The 23,253-nt window shown below is 73.8% G+C and carries 20 protein-coding genes and 1 pseudogene; 6 read left to right on the top strand and 15 right to left on the bottom strand.

Annotation, left to right across the window (positions count from 1 at the left end; translation table 11 throughout):
* Positions 1 to 10 precede the first annotated feature (10 nt).
* The 4 genes from IPZ69_RS11315 to pdxR form a co-directional block, all read right to left on the bottom strand.
* Positions 11 to 2,686 (bottom strand): DUF7824 domain-containing protein, encoded by a 2,676-nt coding sequence (locus tag IPZ69_RS11315; RefSeq protein ID WP_235453924.1) that lies wholly within the window; start codon positions 2,684 to 2,686, stop codon positions 11 to 13.
* Complete coding sequence (locus IPZ69_RS11310; protein WP_235453923.1) at positions 2,683 to 4,101, bottom strand: SWIM zinc finger family protein; 1,419 nt, start codon at positions 4,099 to 4,101, stop codon at positions 2,683 to 2,685. Before IPZ69_RS11310 ends, IPZ69_RS11315 begins: the two co-directional genes overlap by 4 nt.
* Positions 4,102 to 4,243: 142 nt before the next feature.
* Positions 4,244 to 5,830 (bottom strand): alkaline phosphatase D family protein, encoded by a 1,587-nt coding sequence (locus tag IPZ69_RS11305; protein WP_235453922.1) that lies wholly within the window; start codon positions 5,828 to 5,830, stop codon positions 4,244 to 4,246.
* A 148-nt stretch (positions 5,831 to 5,978) separates the two neighbouring features.
* Positions 5,979 to 7,409: a MocR-like pyridoxine biosynthesis transcription factor PdxR gene (pdxR, locus tag IPZ69_RS11300; RefSeq protein ID WP_235453921.1), complete on the bottom strand. Its 1,431-nt coding sequence runs from the start codon at positions 7,407 to 7,409 to the stop codon at positions 5,979 to 5,981.
* On the opposite strand from pdxR, the pseudogene IPZ69_RS48060 reads away from it, so the two are divergent.
* A pseudogene (locus tag IPZ69_RS48060) lies at positions 7,361 to 7,813 on the top strand (hypothetical protein); the annotation flags it as partial. The gene pdxR and the pseudogene IPZ69_RS48060 overlap by 49 nt on opposite strands.
* Before the next feature lie 519 nt (positions 7,814 to 8,332).
* Here the strand turns inward: IPZ69_RS48060 and IPZ69_RS11290 are convergent.
* Positions 8,333 to 9,163, bottom strand: coding sequence for an alpha/beta fold hydrolase (locus IPZ69_RS11290; RefSeq protein WP_235453920.1), 831 nt, complete (start codon positions 9,161 to 9,163; stop codon positions 8,333 to 8,335).
* Positions 9,164 to 9,293: 130 nt separating this feature from the next.
* Positions 9,294 to 9,947: an NADPH-dependent F420 reductase gene (locus tag IPZ69_RS11285; protein WP_235453919.1), complete on the bottom strand. Its 654-nt coding sequence runs from the start codon at positions 9,945 to 9,947 to the stop codon at positions 9,294 to 9,296.
* A 123-nt stretch (positions 9,948 to 10,070) separates the two neighbouring features.
* On the opposite strand from IPZ69_RS11285, the gene IPZ69_RS11280 reads away from it, so the two are divergent.
* Together IPZ69_RS11280 and IPZ69_RS11275 are read left to right on the top strand one after the other, a co-directional pair.
* Positions 10,071 to 10,955 (top strand): RNA polymerase sigma-70 factor, encoded by an 885-nt coding sequence (locus IPZ69_RS11280; protein WP_235453918.1) that lies wholly within the window; start codon positions 10,071 to 10,073, stop codon positions 10,953 to 10,955.
* Positions 10,956 to 11,193: 238 nt separating this feature from the next.
* Entirely contained in the window at positions 11,194 to 11,955 is a 762-nt protein-coding gene (locus tag IPZ69_RS11275) for a GntR family transcriptional regulator (protein WP_235453917.1), read from the top strand.
* Positions 11,956 to 12,132: 177 nt separating this feature from the next.
* On the opposite strand, the gene IPZ69_RS11270 is transcribed toward IPZ69_RS11275, so the two are convergent.
* From IPZ69_RS11270 to IPZ69_RS11260, 3 genes are all read right to left on the bottom strand, one after another.
* Complete coding sequence (locus tag IPZ69_RS11270) at positions 12,133 to 13,290, bottom strand: ROK family transcriptional regulator (RefSeq protein WP_235453916.1); 1,158 nt, start codon at positions 13,288 to 13,290, stop codon at positions 12,133 to 12,135.
* Positions 13,291 to 13,400: 110 nt separating this feature from the next.
* Positions 13,401 to 14,063: a response regulator transcription factor gene (locus IPZ69_RS11265; RefSeq protein WP_235453915.1), complete on the bottom strand. Its 663-nt coding sequence runs from the start codon at positions 14,061 to 14,063 to the stop codon at positions 13,401 to 13,403.
* A gap of 14 nt (positions 14,064 to 14,077) precedes the next feature.
* Entirely contained in the window at positions 14,078 to 15,232 is a 1,155-nt protein-coding gene (locus IPZ69_RS11260; protein WP_235453914.1) for a sensor histidine kinase, read from the bottom strand.
* A gap of 107 nt (positions 15,233 to 15,339) precedes the next feature.
* Between IPZ69_RS11260 and IPZ69_RS11255 the strand changes: the two genes are divergently transcribed.
* From IPZ69_RS11255 to IPZ69_RS11245, 3 genes are read left to right on the top strand one after another with little or no spacing between them, the layout of a single operon-like run.
* A complete protein-coding gene (locus IPZ69_RS11255) occupies positions 15,340 to 16,260 on the top strand; it encodes an ATP-binding cassette domain-containing protein (RefSeq protein WP_235453913.1) in 921 nt (306 codons plus the stop codon).
* Between the two features lie 2 nt (positions 16,261 to 16,262).
* Positions 16,263 to 16,973: an ABC transporter permease gene (locus tag IPZ69_RS11250; protein WP_235453912.1), complete on the top strand. Its 711-nt coding sequence runs from the start codon at positions 16,263 to 16,265 to the stop codon at positions 16,971 to 16,973.
* Between the two features lie 41 nt (positions 16,974 to 17,014).
* Positions 17,015 to 17,458, top strand: a complete 444-nt coding sequence (locus IPZ69_RS11245; RefSeq protein WP_235453911.1) for a hypothetical protein — start codon at positions 17,015 to 17,017, stop codon at positions 17,456 to 17,458.
* Here IPZ69_RS11245 and mug read toward each other — a convergent pair.
* The 6 genes from mug to IPZ69_RS11215 all read right to left on the bottom strand — a co-directional run bounded on the left by mug (position 17,419) and on the right by IPZ69_RS11215 (position 23,124).
* Positions 17,419 to 18,006 carry a G/U mismatch-specific DNA glycosylase gene (gene mug, locus IPZ69_RS11240; RefSeq protein ID WP_235453949.1) on the bottom strand — a complete coding sequence of 196 codons (588 nt, stop codon included), beginning with the start codon at positions 18,004 to 18,006 and terminating at the stop codon, positions 17,419 to 17,421. The genes IPZ69_RS11245 and mug overlap by 40 nt on opposite strands.
* Positions 18,003 to 19,445: an adenylosuccinate lyase gene (purB, locus tag IPZ69_RS11235; protein WP_235453910.1), complete on the bottom strand. Its 1,443-nt coding sequence runs from the start codon at positions 19,443 to 19,445 to the stop codon at positions 18,003 to 18,005. Before purB ends, mug begins: the two co-directional genes overlap by 4 nt.
* 59 nt (positions 19,446 to 19,504) lie before the next feature.
* On the bottom strand, positions 19,505 to 19,861 hold the full coding sequence (locus IPZ69_RS11230) for a DUF4326 domain-containing protein (RefSeq protein WP_235453909.1): 357 nt from the start codon (positions 19,859 to 19,861) through the stop codon (positions 19,505 to 19,507).
* A 10-nt stretch (positions 19,862 to 19,871) separates the two neighbouring features.
* The gene (locus IPZ69_RS11225; RefSeq protein WP_235453908.1) at positions 19,872 to 20,654 is read right to left on the bottom strand and encodes an SGNH/GDSL hydrolase family protein; all 783 of its coding nucleotides are present in this window, start codon (positions 20,652 to 20,654) and stop codon (positions 19,872 to 19,874) included.
* Between the two features lie 113 nt (positions 20,655 to 20,767).
* On the bottom strand, positions 20,768 to 21,781 hold the full coding sequence (locus IPZ69_RS11220; protein WP_235453907.1) for a hemolysin family protein: 1,014 nt from the start codon (positions 21,779 to 21,781) through the stop codon (positions 20,768 to 20,770).
* On the bottom strand, positions 21,778 to 23,124 hold the full coding sequence (locus tag IPZ69_RS11215; RefSeq protein WP_235453906.1) for a hemolysin family protein: 1,347 nt from the start codon (positions 23,122 to 23,124) through the stop codon (positions 21,778 to 21,780). The genes IPZ69_RS11220 and IPZ69_RS11215 overlap by 4 nt, the downstream gene beginning before the upstream one ends.
* Between the last annotated feature and the right edge of the window lie 129 nt (positions 23,125 to 23,253).

Here is a 23,253-nt window from a genome sequence, read left to right as displayed (position 1 = left end):
GCCGTACGGTTTACGCCGCCGCCTTCTCCTCCTTCTCGGCCAGCGCGTCCCGCAGCCGCCGGGCCTCGGTGACCAGCCGGGACGAACCGGTCCTGGCGGCGGCCTGCCCGAGGTACGGCAGCTCGCCACGCGCCCCGGACCGCTCGGCGCACTCGGCCGCGACACCCAGCAACTCCCCGAGCCCACGCGCCGGCAGGGGCGCACGGGTCGTGGCATCGGGCATCGCCAGATCCGCCAGCAGCACCGGCAGGGTGTGCCGGAGCATCCCCCAGATCGTCGCGTTCGCCCCCGTGGCCGCCGCAGTCCGGGCCGAGTCGGCGAGCCGGAGGGGTTTGACCAGGCCGCGCCGGGCGAGCTCGCCCAGGTCCGCGCCCAGCCGCGCCGCGTCGAGCTGTCCGCGCGCGGCGAGCACCAGCAGCGCGTCCACGGCCGCGAGCCGGTCCTCCGCCTGCCGCGCGCCGAGTCCGTACGCCACGCACCGGTGCACGCTCTCGCCCGCCGCCCCGCCCGACTCCGCGAGCAGCGGCAGGGCCGGCACGTCACCCCGGCTGTCGTCCACCGCCGCGTGGGACAGGTCCTGCACCATCCGCACGGCCACCAGCTCACGCCGCTCCGGGAGCAACGCCAGCCAGTGCTGCCCCATCCCGGCGCTCCCGTGGTAGCAGTAGTGATTCGCCCCGAACGCGGTCACCGGTCTGCCGAGTGCCCGGAACTCCTCGGGGAAGTCCTCGCCCAGCTCCGGCAGTTCACCGGCCTCGATCACGATCCGCGCGCCCGCGGTGCGCCGCCGGGTCGACGGCAGTTCGGGACCCTCGGCGGTCAGCCAACGGGCGAGCCGCGTGCCCTCCTGGGTGCCGAGCGCCGCCGCCCGCCGAGCCGCGGCGCCGGCCGCCGTCCGGTCCTCGCGGCGCACCCGTAGCAGCGCCTGCGCGAAGTCGGCCGCCGAGACCCGGGCGCCCAGGCTCCGGTAGGTGTCGAGCCGTTCCACCAGCTCATCCGGCTCCAGCAGACCCGTGCTCCAGGTCGGCGTCGACAGCAGCAACGGCAGCGGGTCGGTGTGCAGCCGGTACGCCACCTCGTTGAGCCGGGCGTCGAACGCCCGGGACAGCGCGCGGTGCACGCAGTTCTGGCCGGCCGAACCGGGCTGGACCGCCGCGTGGAGCGTGGCGGTCCGCACCGCGCCGCGCAGCGTCGCCAGCAGGAGGTCGAGGCCGTCCCCCGTGCGGTGGAACCCGTGGTGCGCGCCGGTGAGGTACGGCTCCTCGTGCCGCAGGTGCGTGCCGTCCTGCTGATGCCACCAGCGGCGCCGGATCACCGGGTCGAGCGCGTCGAGCAGGGCGTCCCGGTCCTGGTACGCATGCCGCACCAGACCGTCCAGTGCCCGCTCGAACGCGGCCACGTCACCGTCGGAGGCCAGCAGGGCGTTCACCTCTTCGGCGAGTTCGACGGCCGTGCTCGGCGCCGGCGCGAGAGTCACCGGCTCGGGGACGGGCGGAAGCACCTCCTCGTACGTCTCCGGTGCCCGGTCCACGGCGGGCAGGCCCAGGGCGTCCACCGCCCGGCTGCGCAGAGCGGGAGTCAACTGTTCCACGGCGTAGGCGAGTTCGTGCCGCAGGGCGTCGGAGTCGAGTCGCTTCGCATGGCGTTCGACCAGCTTGAGCGCGCGCTCCTGCAACTGCGTGTCCTCGTGCCCGAACGCCTGCGCCACCACCGGGAGCAGCTCGGCCGCCCCGGACCCGTCGCGGGAGAGCACCTTGCCGAGCAGCACCAGCTGGGCCCGCACGAGCTTCCTCTCCGGGCGGAACAGCACCGCTTCGGAGACCTCGGCCAGCTGCCGTGAGGTCAGCTCCCCGTCCAGCGCCAGTGCGGCGAGCACCGACTGGGCGTGCGCGGCGACGGGGGAGGCGGCATCCCGGGCCAGGGCGGTCCAGTCGGCCGTCCGCTCCCGCTCCTCGTCCCGGGTGAGGCCGAGCTCGATCAGCAGCGGGAGGAAGACGCGGTGGTCGGTGGGACCGCCACCGCGCAGCAGCCGGGCGACACAGGCGTCGACCATCGCGGCGCGGTCCAGCAGCCCTTCCCGGGTGAGCCCCGCGAGGGCGCTCTGCCACGAGCCCGGACCGTCACCGAACAGCCAGCGGATCTCCCGCAGATCGGTGAGCTCGAACAGGCCGGCCACCAGCGGCGCCAGGTCCTGCTCCCCGCGCAGCCGGTCGAGAAGGGTGCCGTGCCGGGAGCCGAAGACGTGCTGGAACCAGCCGATCACATAGGCGTCGGTCACCGGGACGTCGCAGCCTGAGCGGTGCACCAGCCCGGACATCAGCTCGTACCGCACGCCCGCGGACACGGGACGCTGGGCCAGCCGCCGCGCCACCTGGGCCTGCCACGCGGTGTCACGGTCCTTCAAGGCGCGCAGCAGCTTCTCGGCGGGCGCCTGCGACCAGCGCATGTCGGCCGCCGAGAGCCAGCTCGCGGCCGCCGCGGCGCCGGTGTGGCACGCGGCCCCGGCCACGTGCAGCGTGGGATGCGCCCGGCGGGTCGCCCTCTCCCACGGCGCGGTCCGCAGCTCCTTGCGCAGCTCCTTCAACTCCGGCAGGGCCGCCCGCCGTTCGGCGTCCGTCATCCTCTCCACCAGACGCAGCGCCTCGTCCGTACGCCCCGCCCGTACCGCTTCCAGCAGCGAACTCATCGCACACCCCCGTCGATTCCCGCCAGTCCCCGCTCCACCGCGGCGCCCCGCCGCACCATCCGCACCGCCAGCGCGTGCTTGCACGGCCCGCGCCCGCCCCGGTACTTCGCCCACCACACGCAGCTGCAGCTGAGCACCCCCGCCTCGTCCCGCACCCGGTGCACATGCCCGTCCTCGGCGGTCACCGTCCCCAGGGGCCCGTCCAGCACGACCGCGCCCGCGTCCACCAGCGCGTGGGCCGAGCGCAGCCGCGGATTGTGGCGCTCGACGCGCTCGGCGTCGTACGGCAGCTCCCGGTGGAAGTAGGCCGCCTCCGCCGTGTCGTAGCCGACGCGCCCGGAGGTGCCGAGGCGGACCAGGGCCGCGCGGACCCGCTCCGCGGTGAGACCGGAGCCCGCCGCGAGGTCGGCGACGTCGACGCGCGGCTCCCACGCGAGCAGCACCTCGATCAGCTCCGCGTCCTCGGCGGCCTCGTCGGTGGCCAGCGCGTCCAGGACGCCGCCCTCGCCGGAGAAGCCGCGCGAGGCGTCCGGCGACAGCGTGAGCGTGAGCCGCATGCCCGGGAGCACGGCTTCCCAGGCGGCTGCCGTGGCGCCGGCCCCCGCACCGGCGCCGGTGAGCGCCGGGCCGTACACCCGCAGGGCCGTCGCGTGCCGCAGCACCCGCTGGAGCGCGACCAGCCGCTCCGGTCCCGGCAGGCACACCGCGCCCGGCACCGGCCGGGTCGTCGGCCGCAGCCCGCCGCCCACCGGTACCACCCAGCGCGGACCGCCCGCGCCGCGCCGCGCCCCGCCGGAGCGCGGCAGACTGCGCAGGAACCGCACCGCCTCGTCCGCGGGCAGCTCGGCCCGCAGGTCGAACCCGGCCGCTATGACCTGGGCCTCGGCGAAGCCACGCAGCCACCGGTCCGGCAGCGGCACCTTCTTCTCCACCACCGGGCCGTCCAGCGTGGTGACGGTCAGCTCCTCCGGGCCGACCCGCAGGTGGAGCGGGTCGTCGGTGCCGATGCGGGACAGGGCCTCGCGCAGCGGGTTGTTGACGTCGACGTTCGTCGTCCCGTGACCGACCTCGTCGCCGTCCAGGCCGGGGCCGAGGACGTCCAGGCGTGCGTAGACCCCGCCGCAGCCGGAGAAGGACTCGAAGCGCAGCCGGTCGCCGTTGCCCGTCACCACCGGGTCGAGCGAGGCGCGCAGCTGCGGCTGGTAGTACCGCGCGGCGGCCACGTCGGCCACCGCGAGCAGCCCGGCGGCGGCCACCTGGGGCGAGGTCAGAAAGCCCGCGAAGAACCGCGGATGGTCCTCGACACCCGTGGGCGTCGCACCCCGGGAGGTTTCGAGTCCGAGGTGGCGTCCGTCCGCGGCGGATTCGAGCACGGAGGGTCGTCGATAGGCCACGGCCTGTACAGATCGCGTCATGGGGAAAACCGTAGAGGCGACCACTGACAATCGGCCCTGACCTGCGAAAACGCGCCCCGGCACGGCGAGTTGGGGGCGGATGTGAAGGTGCCGCGCACCGGGGGATGACGCCGGTGCGCGGCACAGGTGAAGCGTACGGGAGTTACTGGCCGACCCGGCCCGGCTGCAGCGTCTGGGTGAACAGCACGGTGCCGTCCTGCTCGCGCAGCCGCACGGTCAGCTCGCCGCTGTGGCCGTCGATGTCGACCTCGCCGAAGAACTGGTAGCCGCCGGCGGGCGAGACGTTCGCCGCCGTCGGCGCCTTCACGAACACCCGCTCCGGACCGAAGGTGTTGTCCAGCGCGCTGGCCGGGAACGCACCGGCGTTCAGCGGGCCGGAGACGAACTCCCAGAACGGCTCGAAGTCGGTGAAGGCGGCCCGCGACGGCTGGTAGTGCTGGGCGGAGGTGTGGTGCACGTCGGCCGTCAGCCACACCATGCCGGTGATCCGGCTGTGCTTGATGTACCGCAGCAGCTCGGCGATCTGGAGCTCACGGCCCAGCGGGGCGCCGGGGTCGCCCTGCGCCACCGCCTCGAAGTTCGGCTTGCCCTCCATCGGGTCCGGCACGACCAGGCCGAGCGGCATGTCGGCGGCGATCACCTTCCACACCGCGCGCGAGCGGGACAGCTCCCGCTTGAGCCACTCCAGCTGCTCGCGGCCGAGGATGCCCTGCGGGTCCACCGTCTGGTTGTCGGGGGAGTTGGCGTTGCGGTAGGTGCGCATGTCGAGGACGAACACGTCCAGCAGCGGGCCGTGGTGGTGCACGCGGTGCACCCGGCCCTCCTTCGCGCCCGGACGCAGGGTCGAGATCGGGAAGTACTCGCTGAACGCCCGCCGGGCGCGCGAAGCCAGCACGTCGACGCTCTTCTCGGTGTACCGGGCGTCCGTGTCGGCGATCACCTCGCCCGGGTACCAGTTGTTGCGCACCTCGTGGTCGTCCCACTGGATGATCGACGGGACCTGCGCGTTGAACCGCTTGAGGTTCTCGTCCAGCAGGTTGTAGCGGAAGTTGCCGCGGAACTCGGCCAGGGTCTCGGCGACCTTGGACTTCTCCTCGGTGGTGATGTTCCGCCAGGTGCTCCCGTCCGGCAGGGCCTGCGTGGCCGAGATCGGGCCGTCGGCGTAGACGTTGTCGCCGCTGCAGATGAAGAAGTCGGGGTCGAGCCTCGCCATCGCGTCGTAGATCCGGTAGCCGCCGAAGTCGGGGTTGATGCCCCAGCCCTGGCCCGCCAGGTCGCCGGACCACAGGAAGCGCACGCCCTCGCGGCGGCGCGGGGAGACGGTGCGGAAGGTGCCCGTCACCGGCTCGCCGGTGCGACGCGGGTCGTCCGGGTCGGCGAGCAGCACGCGGTAGTGGATCTGCTCGCCGGACGGCAGCCCGCACAGCCGGGTGGTGCCGGTGAAGTCGGTGTCCGCGTCCAGCAGCGGACCGTGCCGGCGGTGGGGGTTGCGGAACGACTCGGTGGCCGAGGTCTCCACGATCACCCGGGCCGGCCGGTCCGAGCGCACCCACACCAGGCCGGAGTCCGAGGTCACGTCGCCCGCCTGCACGCCCCAGCCCGCCTTGGGGCGCCCGGACAGGGCGAATGCCGGTGCCGCGCCGAGGGCGGTGGGCAGGGTCAGGGCCGCCGAAGCGGCCAAAGAGCCCCGCAGGACGCTGCGGCGGCCGGGGAACGGACGGTGCGACATGGATGCGCCTCCAGGCACGGGATCCGGTCAGTGTGCAGTGCCACAACTACTGGTGCGCCGCAGCGCACACGGAAACCGGAAGTGAACAACTTGCCCCGGGAGGCAAGGGAACCGGTGTGCGATTTCGGAGGTGTCACGTGTGCCGACGTCACCGGGCGACCGCCTCGGCCAGCAGCCTCACCCCCGACCGGATCCGCGCCGGAGACAGATGGGCGTACCCGAGGACCAGGCGTACGCCGGAATCCGCGGCACGCGCGTGCGTGTAGGCGCCGAGCGGACGCACCGCCGCACCGGCCGCGGCCGCCCGCTCCAGGAACCGCTCCTCGGGCCCGTACCGCTCGGGCAGTTCGGCGATGGCGTGCAGACCCGCGGCGATCCCGGACACCGTGGCCTCGGGAAAGTGCTCCGGGAGCGCCGCGACCAGGGCGTCCCGCCGCTCGCGGTACGCCCGCTGGCAGCGGCGCAGCTGCCGGTCGTAGTCCCCGCGCTCCAGGAACCGGGCGAACAGCGCCTGGTCCAAGGAGGGATGGCCGAGGTCCATGGTCCGCTTGCGCTCGACCACCTCCTCCGCCAGCCACCCGGGCACCAGCAGCCAGCCCAGCCGCAGGCCCGGCGCGAGGGACTTGCTGACCGAGCTCGCGTACGCGACCCGCTCCGGGTCCAGTCCCTGGAGCGCGCCGACGGGAGCGCGGTCGTAGCGGAAGTCGCCGTCGTAGTCGTCCTCCAGGACCAGGCCGTCCACCGAACGCGCCCAGTCCAGCAACTCGGCGCGCCGCCGCGGCGAGTACGCGATGCCGGTCGGGAACTGGTGCGCCGGCGTCGTCACCACGGCCCGCACGCCCGACGCGCGCAGCGGGCCGACGGCCAGGCCGTCGCCGTCCAGGGGCAGCGGTACGGTCCCCAGACCCGCCGCCACGTACAGGGCCTCGTGCTGCGGGCTGCCCGGATCCTCCACGCCGACCGCCTGCCACCCGCGCGCGTGGAGCACGTGTCCGAGCAGGGTCGTGGCCTGGGCGACACCCGAGACGACCACGATCCGCTCCGGATCGGCGACCACGCCCCGCCGGCGGGCCAGCAGTTCCGCGAGGGCCGTCCGCAGCCGGGGCAGTCCGCGCGGGTCGGGATAGCCCAGGTCCTGGTGCGGCAGGTCCGCCAGCACCCCGCGCTGCGCGGCGGCCCAGGCCGCACGCGGGAACAACGACAGGTCCGGGGTCCCGGGCACGAAGTCGGCCCGCGCGCCGGGGGAGCGTGGAGCGAGGTCACGCGCGCGGGGCGAGGGCGCCCGTACGGCGCCGCCCACCCAGGTGCCCGCTCCCCGGCCGCTGCGCAGATAGCCCTCGGCCGTCAACTGCTCGTACGCCTCCGTGACCAGCCCGCGCGACACCCCGAGATCGGCCGCGAGGTCCCGGCTCGACGGCAGCCGCGTGTCCGGCGCCAACCGCCCCGAGCGGATCGCCTCGCGCAGCGCCGCCTGAAGGGAACGGCCACGCGTGCGTGCCGGTGCCGAGGCGGCCGGCAGCAACAGCTCCCATGCGGCGGTGCCCGCGAGCCCGCCCGGATTGGTCCCCGAAGAGGTCATGGAAGTGGACCTTAAACCGGACCGCCTCCGTTCCTAGCGTCGCCGTCATGAACGCCACCACCGCGCGCGGTGCCCTCCTCGCCGCCTTCGCCTGCGTCCTCGTGGGCGGCTCCTTCACCGTCAACAGCTTGCTGGGCGACTACCCGTACGCGGGCGGACAGTCCCTTCGCTACGGGGTCGCCTGCCTGCTGCTCCTCCCGCTCGCCGGCCGGGGCGCGGTGCGGCGGCTGCGCTCGCTCAAGGCCCGCGCATGGGTCCGTCTCGCCCTGCTCGCGGCCGTCGGGATGGTCGGCTTCAACCTGGCCGTCATCGCCGCCGAACGCACCGCGGAACCGGCGGTGCCGGGAGTCTTCGTGGGCTGCGCCCCGGTGGTGGTCGCGGTCGTGGTCCCGCTGCTCGACGGGCGCCGCCCGCAACGCGCCGTGCTCCGCGGGGCCCTGCTCGTCGCCCTGGGGGCCTTCACCGTGCAGGGGTGGGGGCGCACGGACGGGGCCGGGCTGGCCTACTCCGGGTGCGCCCTGGCCGGGGAAGTGGGCTTCGCCGTCCTCGCTGTGCCCGTCCTGCGGCCGCTCGGGCCACGGCTGCTGTCCGCCACGGTCTGCGCCCTGGCCGCGGCCGAGGCGGCGGTCGTGGGAGCCGTCCTCGACGGCGGTGCGTGGCTGCGCCGCCCCGACGTCGCCGAGGCCGCCGCGCTGCTGTGGCAGGCGGCGGTCGTCACGGTCGTCGGCTTCGTGTGCTGGTACACGGGCATGCGACGGATCGGCGCGGAGCGGGCCACGCTCTTCTCCGGGCTCATCCCCGTGGCGGCCGCCGCCACCGCCCCGTTCGCCGCGGCGGGCTCCTACGGTGCCGCACAGGCCGTGGGCAGCGCCCTGGTGGGCGCCGGAGTGGCCCTGGGGTCGGGAGCGACCGCCGGGCGCCGGTCAGCGGCTGCCGTCGAGGATGACCCGGGCGACGAGCGCGGGGTCGTCGTTCATCGGGCAGTGCCCGCAGCCGGGCAGTCGCACGAGTCGGGCCCGCGGGATGACCTGCTTGGCGCGGACCCCCTGCCGGCGCACGAGCAGCATGTCCCGGGTGCCCCAGGCGACCGTGACGGGCAGCCCCGCGAGGTCGTCGGTGAACCGGATGGTGGTGCCCGCCCGCAGGGTCGCGTCGAACCCGGTGGCCTGTGCCAGCGCGAGCGTCTCGGCGACCACGGCCTCGGGTGAACGGCGCGCCGGCCGGGCGTAGATCGTGCTGGTCAGGGCCGTGCGGCCGGCCGCCGTCCGGGCCAGCCGCTCGACCATCGGCAGCGGCATCCGCCGGGAGATCCGGCGCATCGCGATCAGGACGCCGAAGGCGTAGCGCCGCTCGGCTTCGGACCAGAAGCCGGCGGGGGAGAGGGCGGTGACGGACCGCACGCTCTTGTGGCGGCCCAACTCCAGGGCCAGCAGGCCGCCCAGGGAGTTGCCCGCCACGTGCGGGCGGTCCAGCTCCAGGGCCTCGAAGAGGGCGCCGAGCACGGCGCTCGTCGTGGGCAGGTCGTAGGCGAGGCCGTCCGGCAGGGAGGGGGACGCGCCGAACCCGGGCAGATCCACGGCGATCACGTCGCGTTCGGTCGCGAGGATGTCCAGCACCGGGTCCCAGGCCTGCCGGTGGTGGCCGATGCCGTGCAGCAGGACCAGCGGATCGCCCTTGCCCACGCGCGCGTACGAGACGGTCACCGGCTGTGGGCCGTGCGAGCTGGGGACCTTGAAGGAGACGGTGGCGGACATGGGGTGCTCCTCGTGTGGACTGGCCTGCGGACGCCGTAGACAGCTTGTCAGCAATTGCTACCGACGGGTAGCCCCCGATCACCGCGTGTCCCGCCGCGGGTCCGGCCGTGCGCCCGCCCGGGTCCGGTCCTCAATGTGCCCTGCGGACCTCCACGTTGAAGTCGGCGTGCCCGAGGTTCTGGAACAGATTCACCCAGAGGGGCAGGTACATCTCCAGGGAACGCGCCGCCCGGATGCCGCCCAGGTCCAGCACCCGGTGCGCCGGCCAGCCGAACTCCCCGAGCAGAGCCGTCACCTGCTCCTTGGCGTCGGCGTCGTCCCCGCACACGAACATCTGGTGCTCGCCCGGCACCCGTGAGGGATCGACCATCACCTGGCAGTTGACGGTGTTCAGCGTCTTCACCACGCGCGCGTGCGGGAACGCCCGCTGGATCTGCTCGCCCACGCTGTCCGACTCGACGGGGTCCAGCCGCAACTGCCCCTCGTCGAACGACAGGGGGTTGGAGACGTCGACGATCACCTTGCCGTCCAGGTTCGCCGCGCTGGCCGCCTCCAGCGCCGCGAGCGACACCTGGCCGCCGACGGCGTTCACGACCAGCTCGGCGGCGGCCGCGGCCTCCGCGAACGTCCCGGCGCTCGCCCCGCCGCCCGCGCCCTGAGCCCATGCCAACGCGGCCGGATTGTCCTTCGTGCGCGAACCCAGGGTCACCTCGTGTCCGAGCTCCACCAGCTTGCCGCCCAGCGTGCGGCCCACCTCGCCCGTGCCCAGCACCGCGTACCGCATCGGCCACCTTCCGTCGCGGTCCGCCGACCACCGGCGGTCCGTCGATCATTCTGGTCCGGCCGCCCCCGCGGACGGGCCGATTCCGCCTGGACAGCTCGGCAAGTGTCGGATGGGATGGACGGCGTGACCACCGACACGGCGACCGACGTCTTCGAAGAGCACCGGCCCGTCCTCATGGGGGTCGCGTACCGCATGCTCGGACGCGTCGCCGACGCGGAGGACGTGGTCCAGGACGCCTGGCTGCGCTGGTCGGGCGCCGATCACGGCCAGGTGCGCGAACCCCGCGGCTACCTCGTGCGCGTCACCACCCGGCTGGCCATCGACCGGCTGCGCCAGATCCGCACGCGCGGCGAGGCGTACGTCGGCCCATGGCTCCCGGAGCCGTACGTCACCGACCTCGGGGACACCGTCCCGGACGCCGCCGAGCGTGCCGTGCTCGCCGACTCCGTCTCCCTCGCCGTACTTGTGGTCATGGAGTCGCTCTCGCCGCTGGAGCGCGCCGTGTTCGTCCTCCGGGAAGCCTTCGGCTATCCGTACGCCGACATCGCGGCCGTGCTCGACCGGGGCGAGGCAGCGGTCCGCCAGCTCGCCGGCCGGGCCCGTCGACACGTCGAGGAGCGGCGGCCGCGCTACGAGGTCGACCCGGCCGAGCGCCGCGACCTGACCGAACGGTTCCTCGCCGCCGCGACCGAGGGCGACCTCGACGGCCTGATGTCGCTGCTGGCCCCGGACGTCCGCCTGGTCGGCGACAGCGGCGGCAAGGCCAAGGCGCCCGTGCGGATCCTGGAGACCGCCGACAAGGTGGGCCGCTTCGTCATCGGCGCCGCCCGCAAGGACGCGCCGGGAGTGTCCTTCCGCTTCGTGGAGGTCAACGGCGGTTTCGCGGTGCTCGCCCTGGCCGGGGACAAGCCCGACAGCGTGCTGCAACTGGATGTGGCGGACGGCGTCGTGCGTGCGGTGTACATCATGCGCAACCCCGACAGGCTGGGGTCCCTGGCCGCCCTCTGAGCCGTACCCGCCCCGCGAGCCCCCGCCGAACGGGGGCTTTGCCGTGATGTCACGAATGTGACCCCGCGAGAACGCCTCGTGAACGCTCCACGGCGGGCGGGCCGCGCGGTGCACGCGGGACCGAGGATTGGTCTTGACCAAGGGTGTGGGGCGCCCTATGGTCGCAGATAAGTGCAACAACCTTTAATAAACAAGGGCGCTAAAACGCCGCCGGACCACGGCGATTGCGGAGGACAGGGTGGGGACCACGCAACTGGAATCGGTGCCGGAACCGAAGTACTGGCACCTCAAGACCGTGCTCAGTGAGGCACTGGACTCCGAGTTCTCGGTCGGCGAGATCCTGCCCAACGAGCGCGACCTCGCCGCCCGCTTCGGCGTGGCCCGCGCCACCCTCCGTCAGGCCCTCGAACAGCTGGAACTGGAAGGCCGCCTCCAGCGCCGCCGCGGCGTCGGTACGACCGTGGCCCCGCCGCGCGTCGGCGTGGCCGTCGGCACCGAGCAGCACGCCTGGCCGGGCGCCGCCGGTGACGCCTGGCAGCCCGTCGACTGCGCACAGACGGTGCCGCCCGCGGCCGTCGCCACCGCTCTGGAGACCGGCCCCGAGGAGGCCGTGCACGCCGTGCGCCGCTCCCGCGTGTCCCATGGCCAGCCGGTCGCCGCCGAACTGCTCTACATCCCCGCGCCCTCGGTGCCGGACCTGTCGGCGATCGACGCGCCGTCCGGGTCGGCACGCGCGCGTGCGGTGCTGCGTGAGCTGCAGAGGCTCGACCTGGAAGGGCAGGACCGCGCCGTCGAGCTCGGCTCGGCCCGCGCCGACGACGCCAAGGAGCTCGACCGGCTGCCCGGTGCCCCCGTCCTGGTCGTCACCACCCGGTTCTTCGTCGAGGGACGCACCGCGGCGCTCTCCATCGCCACCTACCGCGCAGACACCTGCCGGCTGACCTTCGGCGACTCCGGTGGCGTGGAGATCCACCACGGCCCCGAACGACAGGCCTCCTAGACCGTCGCCCCAGGCAAGTAAAGCCCTGTCGGAGCGCCTTCAGAGCCGCACCCGCCGCGCCCCGGAACGCCTCCGGGGCGCGACGCGTTGCGGGCCGACTGCCGACTGCCGACTGCCGACTGCCGACTGCCGACTGCCGACTGCCGACTGCCGACTGCCTTTCGCGTGGCGGCGGCGTCAGCGGCGGGCCGTCACCGTGCCCTCCACGGCGAACAGTTGCTCCTCCACATGGTCGAGCGCGAGCCGCAGGGCACCCGTGGCCACGGCCGCCTCGCCGAGCAGGGAGAGGGTGACCTTCGGCGGGCGCAGGCAGTAGCGGGCGAGTTCGTTGCGCAGGGGTTCCAGGACACCGTCCAGCCCGGCCGCCCAGCCGCCGACGACGACCAGCTCCGGGTCGAGGGCCAGCACCAGGGCCGCCACGTCGTGGACCAGGCGCTGGATGAACCGCTCGACGGCGGCGCGGGCCCGCTGGTCGCCCTCGCGCGCGAGCGCGAACACCTCCGCGACCGCCTGTTCGTCCAGCGGGTGCAGCGGCTCGTCCGTGGTGGACAGCAGCGTCTCCGGGGTCACCTCCCGGCCCAGCAGATGGAGCGCGCCGATCTCGCCGGCCGCCCCGCCGTACCCCCGGTGCAGCCGCCCGCCGATCAGCGAACCGGCGCCCGGGCTCAGCCCCGCCAGGACGAACACGATGTCGTCCGACTCGGTCGCCACGCCCTTCCAGTGCTCGGCGACGGCCGCGGCGTTGGCGTCGTTCTCGACCAGCACCGGGCACTTGAAGGAGCGGCTGAGCCGTTCGCCGAGCCTGAGGCCCGTCCACTGGGGGAGCGCGGTGCCCAGTCGCACGGTGCCGTCGGCCTCGACGATCCCCGGCGTGCCGACGCCCACCGCGCGCAGCGAGCCGCGCGCGACCCCGGCCCGGCGCAGCAGTTCGGCGACGGCGGTGCGCAGCCGTTCGAGGCGCTCGTCCGCGTCGGCGGTCTCGTCGACGTCCTTGGCCTGCGCGCCCAGGACCCGTCCGTCCAGGTCCGAGAGCAGCGCGGCCACGCGGTGTGCGCCGATCTCCAGGCCCAGCAGATGGCCGGCCTCGGCCCGGAACCGGAACCGCCGCGCGGGCCGCCCCTGACGCCGCGTCGCGCCCTCCTCGGCCGCCGTCTCGACGACCAGCCCCGCCTCGATGAGCCCCTCGACGACGCCCTCGACGGTCGGCCGGGACAGTCCGGTCACCCGGGTGATCTCGGTGAGCGTCGCGCAGTCCGTGGCACGCAGCGCGTGCAGCACCACCGCGGAATTGATCCTTCGCAGCAGCGAGGGATCCCCGCCGGTCAGCCGCCCCACCGTCCGTCCTCCCAGCTCGTGCGCGTGTTGGGCGGATCGTACTCGGCGTGGCGTACCCCGGCGAGTGCCGGGCGCCCGGGACCCGTCCGGCCTTCCGGATGTCCCCGGGATCACCCGGGGGCGACGAATCCCGACTCGTACGCCGCGATCACCGCCTGCGTCCGGTCCCGCGCCCCGAGCTTCGCCAGGACGGCGCTGACGTGCGACTTCACCGTCTCCGTGCCGACGAACAGCCGGTCCGCGATCTCCGCGTTCGACAGCCCCCGGGTCATGAGCCGCAGCACCTCCGCTTCCCGCTCGGTCAGCCGCGCCCGCTCCAGCGCGGCGCGCGCCGCCCGGTTGCCGTCGCCCTCGCCGTACCGGGCGGCCAGTTGTCGTACCGAGGCGGGGAACAGCAGCGACTCGCCCTCGGCGACCAGCCGGACCGCGTGCACGATCTCCGCGGGCCGCGCCCGCTTCAGCAGGAACCCGTCGGCGCCCGCCCGCAGCGCCTCGTACACGTACTCGTCGTTCTCGAACGTGGTCACCACGAGGATCTTCGGCGGCTCGTCTACGGTGCGCAGCACCGCGCGCGTGGCCTCGATCCCGTCCAGCAGCGGCATCCGTACGTCCATGGCGACCACGTCGGGCCGCAGCTGCCGGACCAGCGGGATCACGGCGGCTCCGTCGGCCGCCTCACCGACCACCTCGATGTCGGACTGGGCCTCCAGCACGGCCCGCAGACCGGCGCGGACCAAGGGTTCGTCGTCGACGAGGAGAACGGTGACCGGCATCCGGCCAGCGTAGATCAGGCGAGCGGCAACTCGGCGCGCACATGCCAGTCGTCCGCGTCCGGCCCGGTCCGCGCGCGGCCGCCGAGCAGGGCCGCGCGCTCGCGTATGCCCCGCAGCCCGCTGCCCCGCCCCGGACCGGGCACGGGGGCCGTCAGCGGATTGCGCACCTCCAGGCCGAGCAGGCCGTCGCCGACCCTGACGCGGACGGTCACCGGCACGGGCCCCGCGTGGCGCAGCACATTGGTGAGCGCTTCCTGGAGGATGCGGTAGCCCTCGCGGGAGACCGGGCACGGCACCGTCTCCAGGGGGCCGGTCACCTCGGCGTCCACCGTGGCGCCGGAGGCCCGTGCCGACTCCAGCAGCCGGTCGGCGTCGGCCAGCGTCGGGCGGCCGCTCGCCGGGCGCTCCGACTCCCGCAGGACGCCGAGCACCCGTTCCAGGTCCTCCAGGGCGGCCCGCCCCGTCTCCTCGATGGCACCCAGGGCCCGGTCCGTGAACTCCGGGTTGCCCGCCGCCCGCGCCGCGCCCGCCTGCACCACCGCCACCGTCAGCGCGTGCCCGATGGAGTCGTGCAGTTCACGGGCGATACGGGTGCGCTCCAGGAGCTGCTCGGTGCGCTCCTCAAGGGCGGCCATCCGCTCGGCGGCGGACGGGCCGAGCAGTCCCCGCGCGAGGGCGGTGACCAACGCGCCGAGACCGACCACGACCGCGTAGTACGCCGTCAGCGGCAGCGGGATCAGCAGGGCGTACGCCCAGTGCGGCTGGGCCCGGCCGACCAGCGGAACGTCGGTCGAGGCGTGGCCCGCGGCGAGCAGGGCCAGTTCGTACACCAGCCCCGGCAGCCACACCGTGGCGAACGCGGCGGCCGCCCCCAGGACCATCCGTGCCTCCAGCCACACCACCGTGCGCAGCCGGTCCCGCCAAGAGGCCGACGGGGTCACGGAGATGCCCGGCTCCTCCTCGCCCGGTGTGAGCAGGAGCCGCGCCTGCACCCCCTCGCCCATGCGCACGGCGGGCACGAGTCCGGCCGGGACCAGCACGAGCGCGGGCACCCATGGAGTCGACATGTCGATGAACATCCACACGCTGACGACGAGCATCGGCACCCACAGGTGCAGCAGGCGCGTGTACGTCGTCCCCCGCAGCAGCGGGCGCAGGAAGCGGACCATTCGGCCATCGTCGCAGGCCCCACCGACAACGGGCCTCCCCCGGGCGGGGGAGACGATCTCCACCCGCGGGGGAGGAGCCAACGCCCGCGGGACGCCAGGGTGTTGCCATGACCAGCATCGACGTACGCGACCTCACCAAGGAGTACGGCGGCCGACGCGCCGTGGACCGGCTCACCTTCCGGGTCCGCCCCGGCCGGGTCACCGGATTCCTCGGCCCCAACGGCGCCGGCAAGTCCACGACCCTCCGGCTCGTCCTGGGGCTCGACCGGCCGACCTCCGGGACCGCCACGATCGGCGGCCGCCCCTACACCGCGCTCCGCGAACCCCTGCGCCACGTGGGCGCCTTGCTCGACGCCCAGGCCGCGCACGGCTCCCGCACCGGACGCGACCACCTGCGCGCCCTGGCCGCGAGCAACCGCATCCCGTGCGAACGGGTCGAGGCGGTACTGGAGGAGACCGGGCTCGCCCCGGCCGCGCGGCGGCGGGTGCGGACGTACTCCCTGGGCATGCGCCAGCGGCTCGGCATCGCCGCCGCCCTGCTCGGCGACCCGGCCGTGGTCGTGCTCGACGAGCCCTCCAACGGCCTCGACCCCGAAGGCATCGTCTGGATCCGCCGGTTGCTCCGCAGGCTGGCCACGGAGGGGCGCACCGTCCTGGTCTCCAGCCATCTCATGAACGAGACCGCGTCCTTCGCCGACCACCTGGTCGTCCTCGGACGCGGCCACCTGCTCGCCGACACCCCGATCCGGGACTTCATCCACGCGCGTGTGCGGCCCGGTGTGCGGATCCGCACGACCGACGGGACCGCCCTCGCCGCCCTGCTCGCCCGCCACGGTTACGACGCCGTCCCGACCGAGGACCGAGGGTGGACCGTGCCGGACGCGCGCGTGGAGGACATCGGCCGCCTCATGTCCGAGGCGGGTGTTCCCGTACTCGAACTCGCCGCGGAGGAGGCCACCTTGGAACAGGCCTACCTCGATCTGACGTCCGCCGAGGCCGAGTTCGCCGCACAGCCCCAGGAGGCCTGACCATGTCCTTCACGCCCGTCCTCCGGTCCGAGTGGATCAAGATCCGCACACTGCCGTCGCTCGTCGGCAGCCTCGGCGCTGTCCTGCTCGCCACCGTCGCCTTCTCCGCGCTCGGCGCGGTCGGCACCGACGGCACCGACCCCCTGTTCTCCGCGTTCTTCGGCGTCGGCTTCGGGCAGACCGCGGCCATCGCGTTCGGGGCGACGGCCGTCTCGGCCGAGTTCCACGGCGGCGCCCTGCGTCTGACGCTGTCCGCGGTGCCCGACCGGGGGCGGTGGTTCGCGGCCAAGGCCACGGCGATCGGCGTGCCGGTGCTCGCCGTCGGCCTGCTCACCGGCCCGTTGACCCTCGCCGTGGCCGGGGCCGTGTCCGGCGCGACGGCGCCGACCTGGACCGAGGGGCTGCGCGGCACGCTCGGCTGCGCCCTCTACCTGACCCTGATGGCCTTGTTCGCGGCGGGAGTCGCGGCCGTCCTGCGCAGCGGTGTGGCGACGCTGAGCACACTGATCCCGTTCCTGCTGATCGTGTCGTTCGTCATCGGCGACATGTCCGGCGGCGTCGCCGACTTCCTGCCCGACCGGGCGGGCCAAGTGGCGCTTCACAGCTCCTGGGACGGCACCCTGGGCCCATGGACCGGGCTTGCCGTGACCGTGCTGTGGGCGGCGGCCGCGCTGCTCGCGGGAGCCTGGAGCCTGCGGCGACGGGATGCTTGACGCCCCGCCAAATGTCAGTGGCGCCCGCTTTACTGGATCACATGGACATCGCGAAGTGCCTGACCCTCATCGACCTGCTGTGCGCCCGGGAGTTCCCCGCAGCGCACGGCAGGACGGAGCACGGCGAGAGCGGGCCCGGATACCACATAGCCGAATTACAGACGAGCGGCGAGTTCTGGGAGGACGACGGCACGGAACGCGAGGAGACGGCAGCGCAGTACGAGATCGACCGGGACGGCCTCGGCGAGCGGTTCGCGGACCGCTGGGGGCCGGCGGAGGCCATCAGCCTCCACAGCGTCCACGTGCGGACCATGGACGGGGAGGACATCGAGCAGCCGTGGGCCGGCCTGTCCGGGCACGTGCCGGACGTCCAGCTGTGGCGGGTGCCCGAGTCGGGCCGGTGGGTCGCCCTCGGGGTGTCCCAGTGGGACAAGGAGCTGCCCTTTCAACTCCTCGGGATCGTCACGGAGACGGACCCGCCGTGACCGTCCTCGCCCGCCGCCTCGCGCAGCCGGGCGTACTCCTCGGCCATCGTCGCCGCCGTCCAGTGGGCGTTCAGTCCGCTGGGATTGGGCAGCACCCACACGCGCGTGTCCCCGATCGTCCCCTCCTGCGGCCCCACCCGGGCCTTGCGGTCCCCGAACGCGGCCCGGTACGCGGTCACCCCGACCACCGCGAGCCAGCGCGGCCGCAGCCGGGTCACCTTCGCCGTCAGCTGCCGCCCGCCCTCGACGTACTCCTGCGCGGACAGCTCGTCGGCCCGCGCCGTCGCCCGCGCCACGACGTTCGTGATGCCGAGGCCGTACGACAACAGCTCCCGCTGCTCGGCCGGCTTCATGAGCCTCGGCGTGAACCCGGACAGATGGAGCACTGGCCAGAAACGGTTGCCGGGACGGGCGAAGTGGTGGCCCGTCGCCGCCGTCATCAGGCCGGGATTGATCCCGCAGAACAGGACGTGGAGGCCGTCCGCGACCACGTCCGGTACGAGACGGTCGCGGGCGGCCTCCAGTTCCGCCTGGGTGAAGCGGGTCAGAGGATCGCCCCCGGGGTGTACCCGGCGGCCTCCGGGCGCTGCTTGGCGATCTCCTCGATACGACCGACGACGACAGCGACCTGGTCGGCGGCCGCGCCGGTGAAGGACAGCTTGTCGGCCATCAGCTCGCCCAGCTGCGCCCGGTCGAGCGGGAGCCGCTCGTCGGCGGCGAGCTTGTCGAGCAGGTCGTTGCGCTCGGCGCCCTGCTCCCGCATCGCGAGCGCGGTGGCGACCGCGTTCTCCTTGATCGCCTCGTGCGCGACCTCGCGGCCGACGCCCGCGCGCACCGCGCCCATCAGCACCTTGGTGGTGGCGAGGAACGGCAGGTAGCGGTCCAGCTCCCGGGCGACGACCGCCGGGAAGGCGCCGAACTCGTCGAGCACGGTCAGGAAGGTCTCCAGCAGACCGTCCAGGGCGAAGAAGGCGTCCGGCAGCGCGACCCGGCGCACCACCGAGCAGGACACGTCGCCCTCGTTCCACTGGTCGCCCGCCAGCTCCCCGGTCATCGAGGCGTAGCCGCGCAGGATGACCATGAGGCCGTTGACGCGCTCGCAGGAGCGGGTGTTCATCTTGTGCGGCATGGCGGACGAGCCGACCTGGCCCGGCTTGAAGCCCTCGGTCACCAGCTCGTGCCCGGCCATCAGGCGGATCGTCTTGGCCAGCGAGGACGGCCCGGCGGCCAGCTGCACCAGCGCGGTGACGACCTCGTAGTCCAGCGAGCGCGGATAGACCTGGCCGACGGAGGTGAAGGCCTGGGAGAAGCCCAGGTGCCCGGCGATCCGGTCCTCCAGCTCGGCCAGCTTGGCGGCGTCCCCGCCGAGCAGGTCCAGCATGTCCTGCGCCGTGCCGACCGGACCCTTGATGCCGCGCAGCGGGTAGCGGCCGAGCAGCTCCTCGACCCGGCCGTAGGCCACGAGCAGCTCGTCGGCGGCGGTCGCGAAGCGCTTGCCGAGGGTGGTGGCCTGGGCGGCGACGTTGTGCGAGCGGCCGGCCATGACCAGCTCGGCGTACTCGCCGGCCAGCTTGCCCAGGCGCGCGAGCACGGCCACCGTACGGTCCCGCATCAGCTCCAGCGAGAGCCGGATCTGCAGCTGCTCGACGTTCTCGGTCAGGTCGCGGGACGTCATGCCCTTGTGCACGTGCTCGTGCCCGGCGAGGTCGTTGAACTCCTCGATGCGGGCCTTCACGTCGTGCCGGGTGACCTTCTCGCGCTCGGCGATCGAGGCCAGGTCGACCTGGTCGAGGACACGCTCGTAGTCGGCGATCGCCGCGTCCGGCACCTCGATCCCGAGGTCCTTCTGGGCCCGCAGCACGGCGAGCCAGAGCTGCCGCTCCAGCTTCACCTTCTGCTCGGGCGACCAGAGCGTGGCGAGCTCGGCGGAGGCGTAGCGTCCGGCGAGGACGTTCGGAATACGGGGCTTGGCGGGCGCAGAAGTCACGTGTACGGATTCTACTGGCGATTCGTGCAGGCCAGCGCCACAGGCTCCGTCGGTGGAACCTACGAGACCGGGGTCACGCCGTCCGTGTCGGCCAGTTCCGCCAGTACTTCGGCGTGGCAGAGTTCAGGCGCGCACCAGCAGGCCAGGGTCTTTCCACGCAGGTCCGGCACCAGGTCCAGGAGCTCGGGGCGTTCCAGAAGGTACGCCCGGTACATCGCCATGACCTCGGCCCGCGTGCCGTGCCGCTTCTTCTTCGGGGTGTCGTAGGCGAAGGGGTTGTACAGCGGGTGACGGGGCAGGTCCCAGCCGCCCATGGTCCAGCGGCGGCCGACGTAGACCACGTCCGCGGGGGCGTGCTCCAACCGGGGGCCGAACTCGTGGATCCGGCCCCGGACGTTGATCACCCGGGTGGTCATGGGAGCGACGCTACGCCGCCGGGCCCTCGTACGGCAGCAGCTCGGGCCGCTTCGCGGGGAGGCCGTCCCCGGACGAGCGGCCGGTCAGCCGCCGGCCGATCCACGGCAGCAGGTGCTCCCGGGCGAACCGCACGTCCGCGGAGCGCCGGGTGGCCCACCCCGGCCGCGGGGTGGCCGGCATCGGCGTGCGCCACTCGGTGTCCTCGGGTTCGTAGCCGAGCGTCTGCCAGACGGCCTCCGCGACCCGCCGGTGCCCCTCGCCCGTCAGGTGCAGCCGGTCCACGTCCCACAGCCGGGGGTCGGACAGCGAGGGCGCCCGGTACAGGTCGACGACCAGCGCGCCGTGCCGCTCGGCGAGCTCCTCGACGTGGGTGAACAGCTCCTCCATGCGCGGGCGGAAGCGCTCCAGGACCGGGCCCTGGCGGCCCGGGCTGCGCATCAGCACCAGCTGCCGGCACGACGGGGCGAGGCGCTCCACCGCCTCCGTCAGCAGCCCGCGTACCTGGCCCATGTCGCACTTGGGCCGCAGCGTGTCGTTGAGCCCGCCGACCAGCGTGATCACGTCCGCGTTCATCGCGGCCGCCACCTCGACCTGCTCGTCGACGATCTGCCGGATCAGCTTGCCGCGCACGGCCAGGTTGGCGTACCGGAAGCCGGGAGTGGTGGCGGCCATCCGCGCGGCGAGGAGGTCGGCCCAGCCCCGGTAGGAGCCGTCCGGCAGCAGGTCCGACATGCCCTCGGTGAACGAGTCGCCGACCGCGACCAGGCTGGAGTGTGTGGGAATCGTCTGCATGGCGACAGCGATGGTATCCGAGCTCCATACCCGCCGGTCGGTCGGCCCGGTGTCCGCCGGTGGAGCGGCCTCCGCCGCCTCCGGGGGCTCGGCCACCCGCGGCCCCCGCGGGCTCACGCGTGCCGGCCGAACAGCTCCCGCAGCACGTCCTCCATCGTCACCAGCCCGGCCAGTCGCCCGTCCGCGCCGAGCACCGCCGCCAGATGCGTACGGCTGCCCCGCATCGCGGTGAGCACGTCGTCCAGCGGCGTGCTCTCCCGCACGCGCGCGATGGGGCGCATGTCCCGCAGCCGGAAGGGGTCCTCGCGCGGGGAGGCGTCCAGCGCGTCCTTCACATGCAGGTAGCCGACGATCCGCCGGCCCTCGTCCACCACCGGGAAGCGGGAGAAGCCCGAATGGGCCGACAACTGCTCCAGCTGCTCCGGGGTGACGCCCACGCTCGCGTACTCCACCTTTTCCAGCGGGACCACGACGTCCTGCACCGGACGCCGGCCGAGCTCCAGCGCGTCGTGCAGCCGCTCCCGGGCCCGCTCGTCGATCAGGCCCGCCTCGCCGGCGTCCTTGACGATCTCCGCCAGCTCCGCGTCGGAGAAGGTCGCGGCGACCTCGCCCTTCGCCTCCACGCGCAGCAGCTTCAGCAGCGCGTTGGCGAAGGCGTTGATCGTGAAGATCACCGGGCGCAGGGCCCGGGACAGCGCGACCAGGGGCGGGCCGAGCACCAGGGCACTGCGCACCGGTTCGGCGAGGGCGATGTTCTTGGGCACCATCTCGCCGAGCAGCATGTGCAGATAGGTGGCCAGGGTCAGCGCGATCACGAAGGAGACGGCGTGGCCCGCGCCCTTGGGCACGCCCACCGCGTGGAACACCGGTTCCAGCAGGTGCGCGATCGCCGGTTCGGCGACGACACCCAGCACCAGCGTGCACAGCGTGATGCCGAGCTGGGCGGCCGCCAGCAGCGCGGACACGTGCTCCAGGCCCCACAGCACGCTCTTCGCGCGCCGGTCGCCCTCCTCCGCGTGCGGCTCGATCTGGCTGCGGCGCACCGAGATCAGCGCGAACTCGGCGCCCACGAAGAAGGCGTTGACGACGAGCGACGCCAGACCGATCAGTATCTGGACCGTGGTCATCGTCCGACCTCCCCCTCACGGCCGGTGGCGGCCTCGTCGTCCAGTGGCGCGTGCAGCAGCACCCGGGCCGCGCGGCGTCCCGACGCGTCCACCACGTCCAGCCGCCAGCCGGCGACCTCGACGCGGTCACCCGTCTCGGGTATGCGGCCGAGCAGCGTCGCGACGAGCCCGGCCAGCGTCTCGTACGGCCCGTCGGGGGCCCGCAGTCCCACGCGCGCGAGCTGGTCCGTGCGGGCGGCGCCGTCCGCCGAGTACAGCGCCCGGCCCGCCTCGTCGGCGCCGGCCGGGGCGAGGTCGGGGGTCTCGTGCGGGTCGTGCTCGTCCCGCACCTCGCCGACGACCTCCTCGACGATGTCCTCCAGCGTCGCGACACCCGCCGTACCGCCGTACTCGTCGATGATCACGGCCATCGTGCGCTTGCCGGAGAGCCGGTCGAGCAGCCGGTCGACGGTCAGCGACTCGGGGACCAGCAGGGGCTCGCGCATCACCTGGGCGACCGAACGGCGCGGCCGCTCCTCGGCCGGCAGGGCCAGCACGTCCTTGACGTGGGCGGTGCCGACGACCGAGTCGAGGCTGCCGCGGTAGACCGGGAACCGGGACAGGCCGGTCGCCCGGGTCGCATTCGCCACGTCCTCGCAGGTCGCCTGCGCGTCCAGGGCGACGACCTGGACGCGCGGTGTCATCACGTTCTCCGCGCTGAGATCGGCGAGGTTCAGCGTCCGTACGAACAGTTCGGCGGTGTCCGCCTCCAGGGCGCCCGCCCGGGCGGAGTGCCGGGCCAGCGCCGCCAGCTCCTGCGGTCCGCGCGCGGAGGCCAGCTCCTCGGCGGGTTCCACGCCGAAGCGGCGCACCACGCGGTTGGCCGTGTTGTTCAGGTGCGTGATGAAGGGGCGGAAGAGCGCGCTGAACAAACGCTGCGCGTTGCCCACCGTCTTGGCCACGGCCAGCGGTGAGGAGATCGCCCAGTTCTTCGGCACGAGCTCGCCGACGACCATCAGGAACACCGTCGACAGGGCCGTACCCACGACCAGGGCGACGGACTCGGCCGCCGAGGCCGAGACGCCGAGCTCCTCCAGCGGTCCCGCCAGGAGCTTGGCGATGGACGGCTCGGCGAGCATGCCGACCACCAGGTTCGTGACCGTGATGCCGAGCTGCGCCCCGGAGAGCTGGAACGTCAGGTTCCGTACGGCCTTGAGGGCGCCCGCCGCGCCGCGTTCGCCGCGTCGCGCCGCCCGCTCCAGCTCGCCGCGCTCGACCGTGGTCAGCGAGAACTCGGCGGCGACGAAGCCGCCGCAGGCGAGCGCGAGCAGGACCGCCACCAGCAGGAGCAGCACTTCGGTCATCGGGTCACCTCCGTCCCATGATCGGGCAGGGCAGGGAGGAACGCGCGATGTCGTTGGCCGGGAGGCTCGCCCATGGGCGGACGCTCACACCTTTCATCAGAGGCCGGCAAGAAACCGAATGTCCTCCAA

Source organism: Streptomyces olivochromogenes (genome assembly GCF_021538895.1).
GTDB classification, from domain to species: Bacteria; Actinomycetota; Actinomycetes; order Streptomycetales; family Streptomycetaceae; genus Streptomyces; species Streptomyces olivochromogenes_A.
Note: the sequence above shows the minus strand (reverse complement) of the source record. Positions and strands in the feature narration are given on the sequence as shown.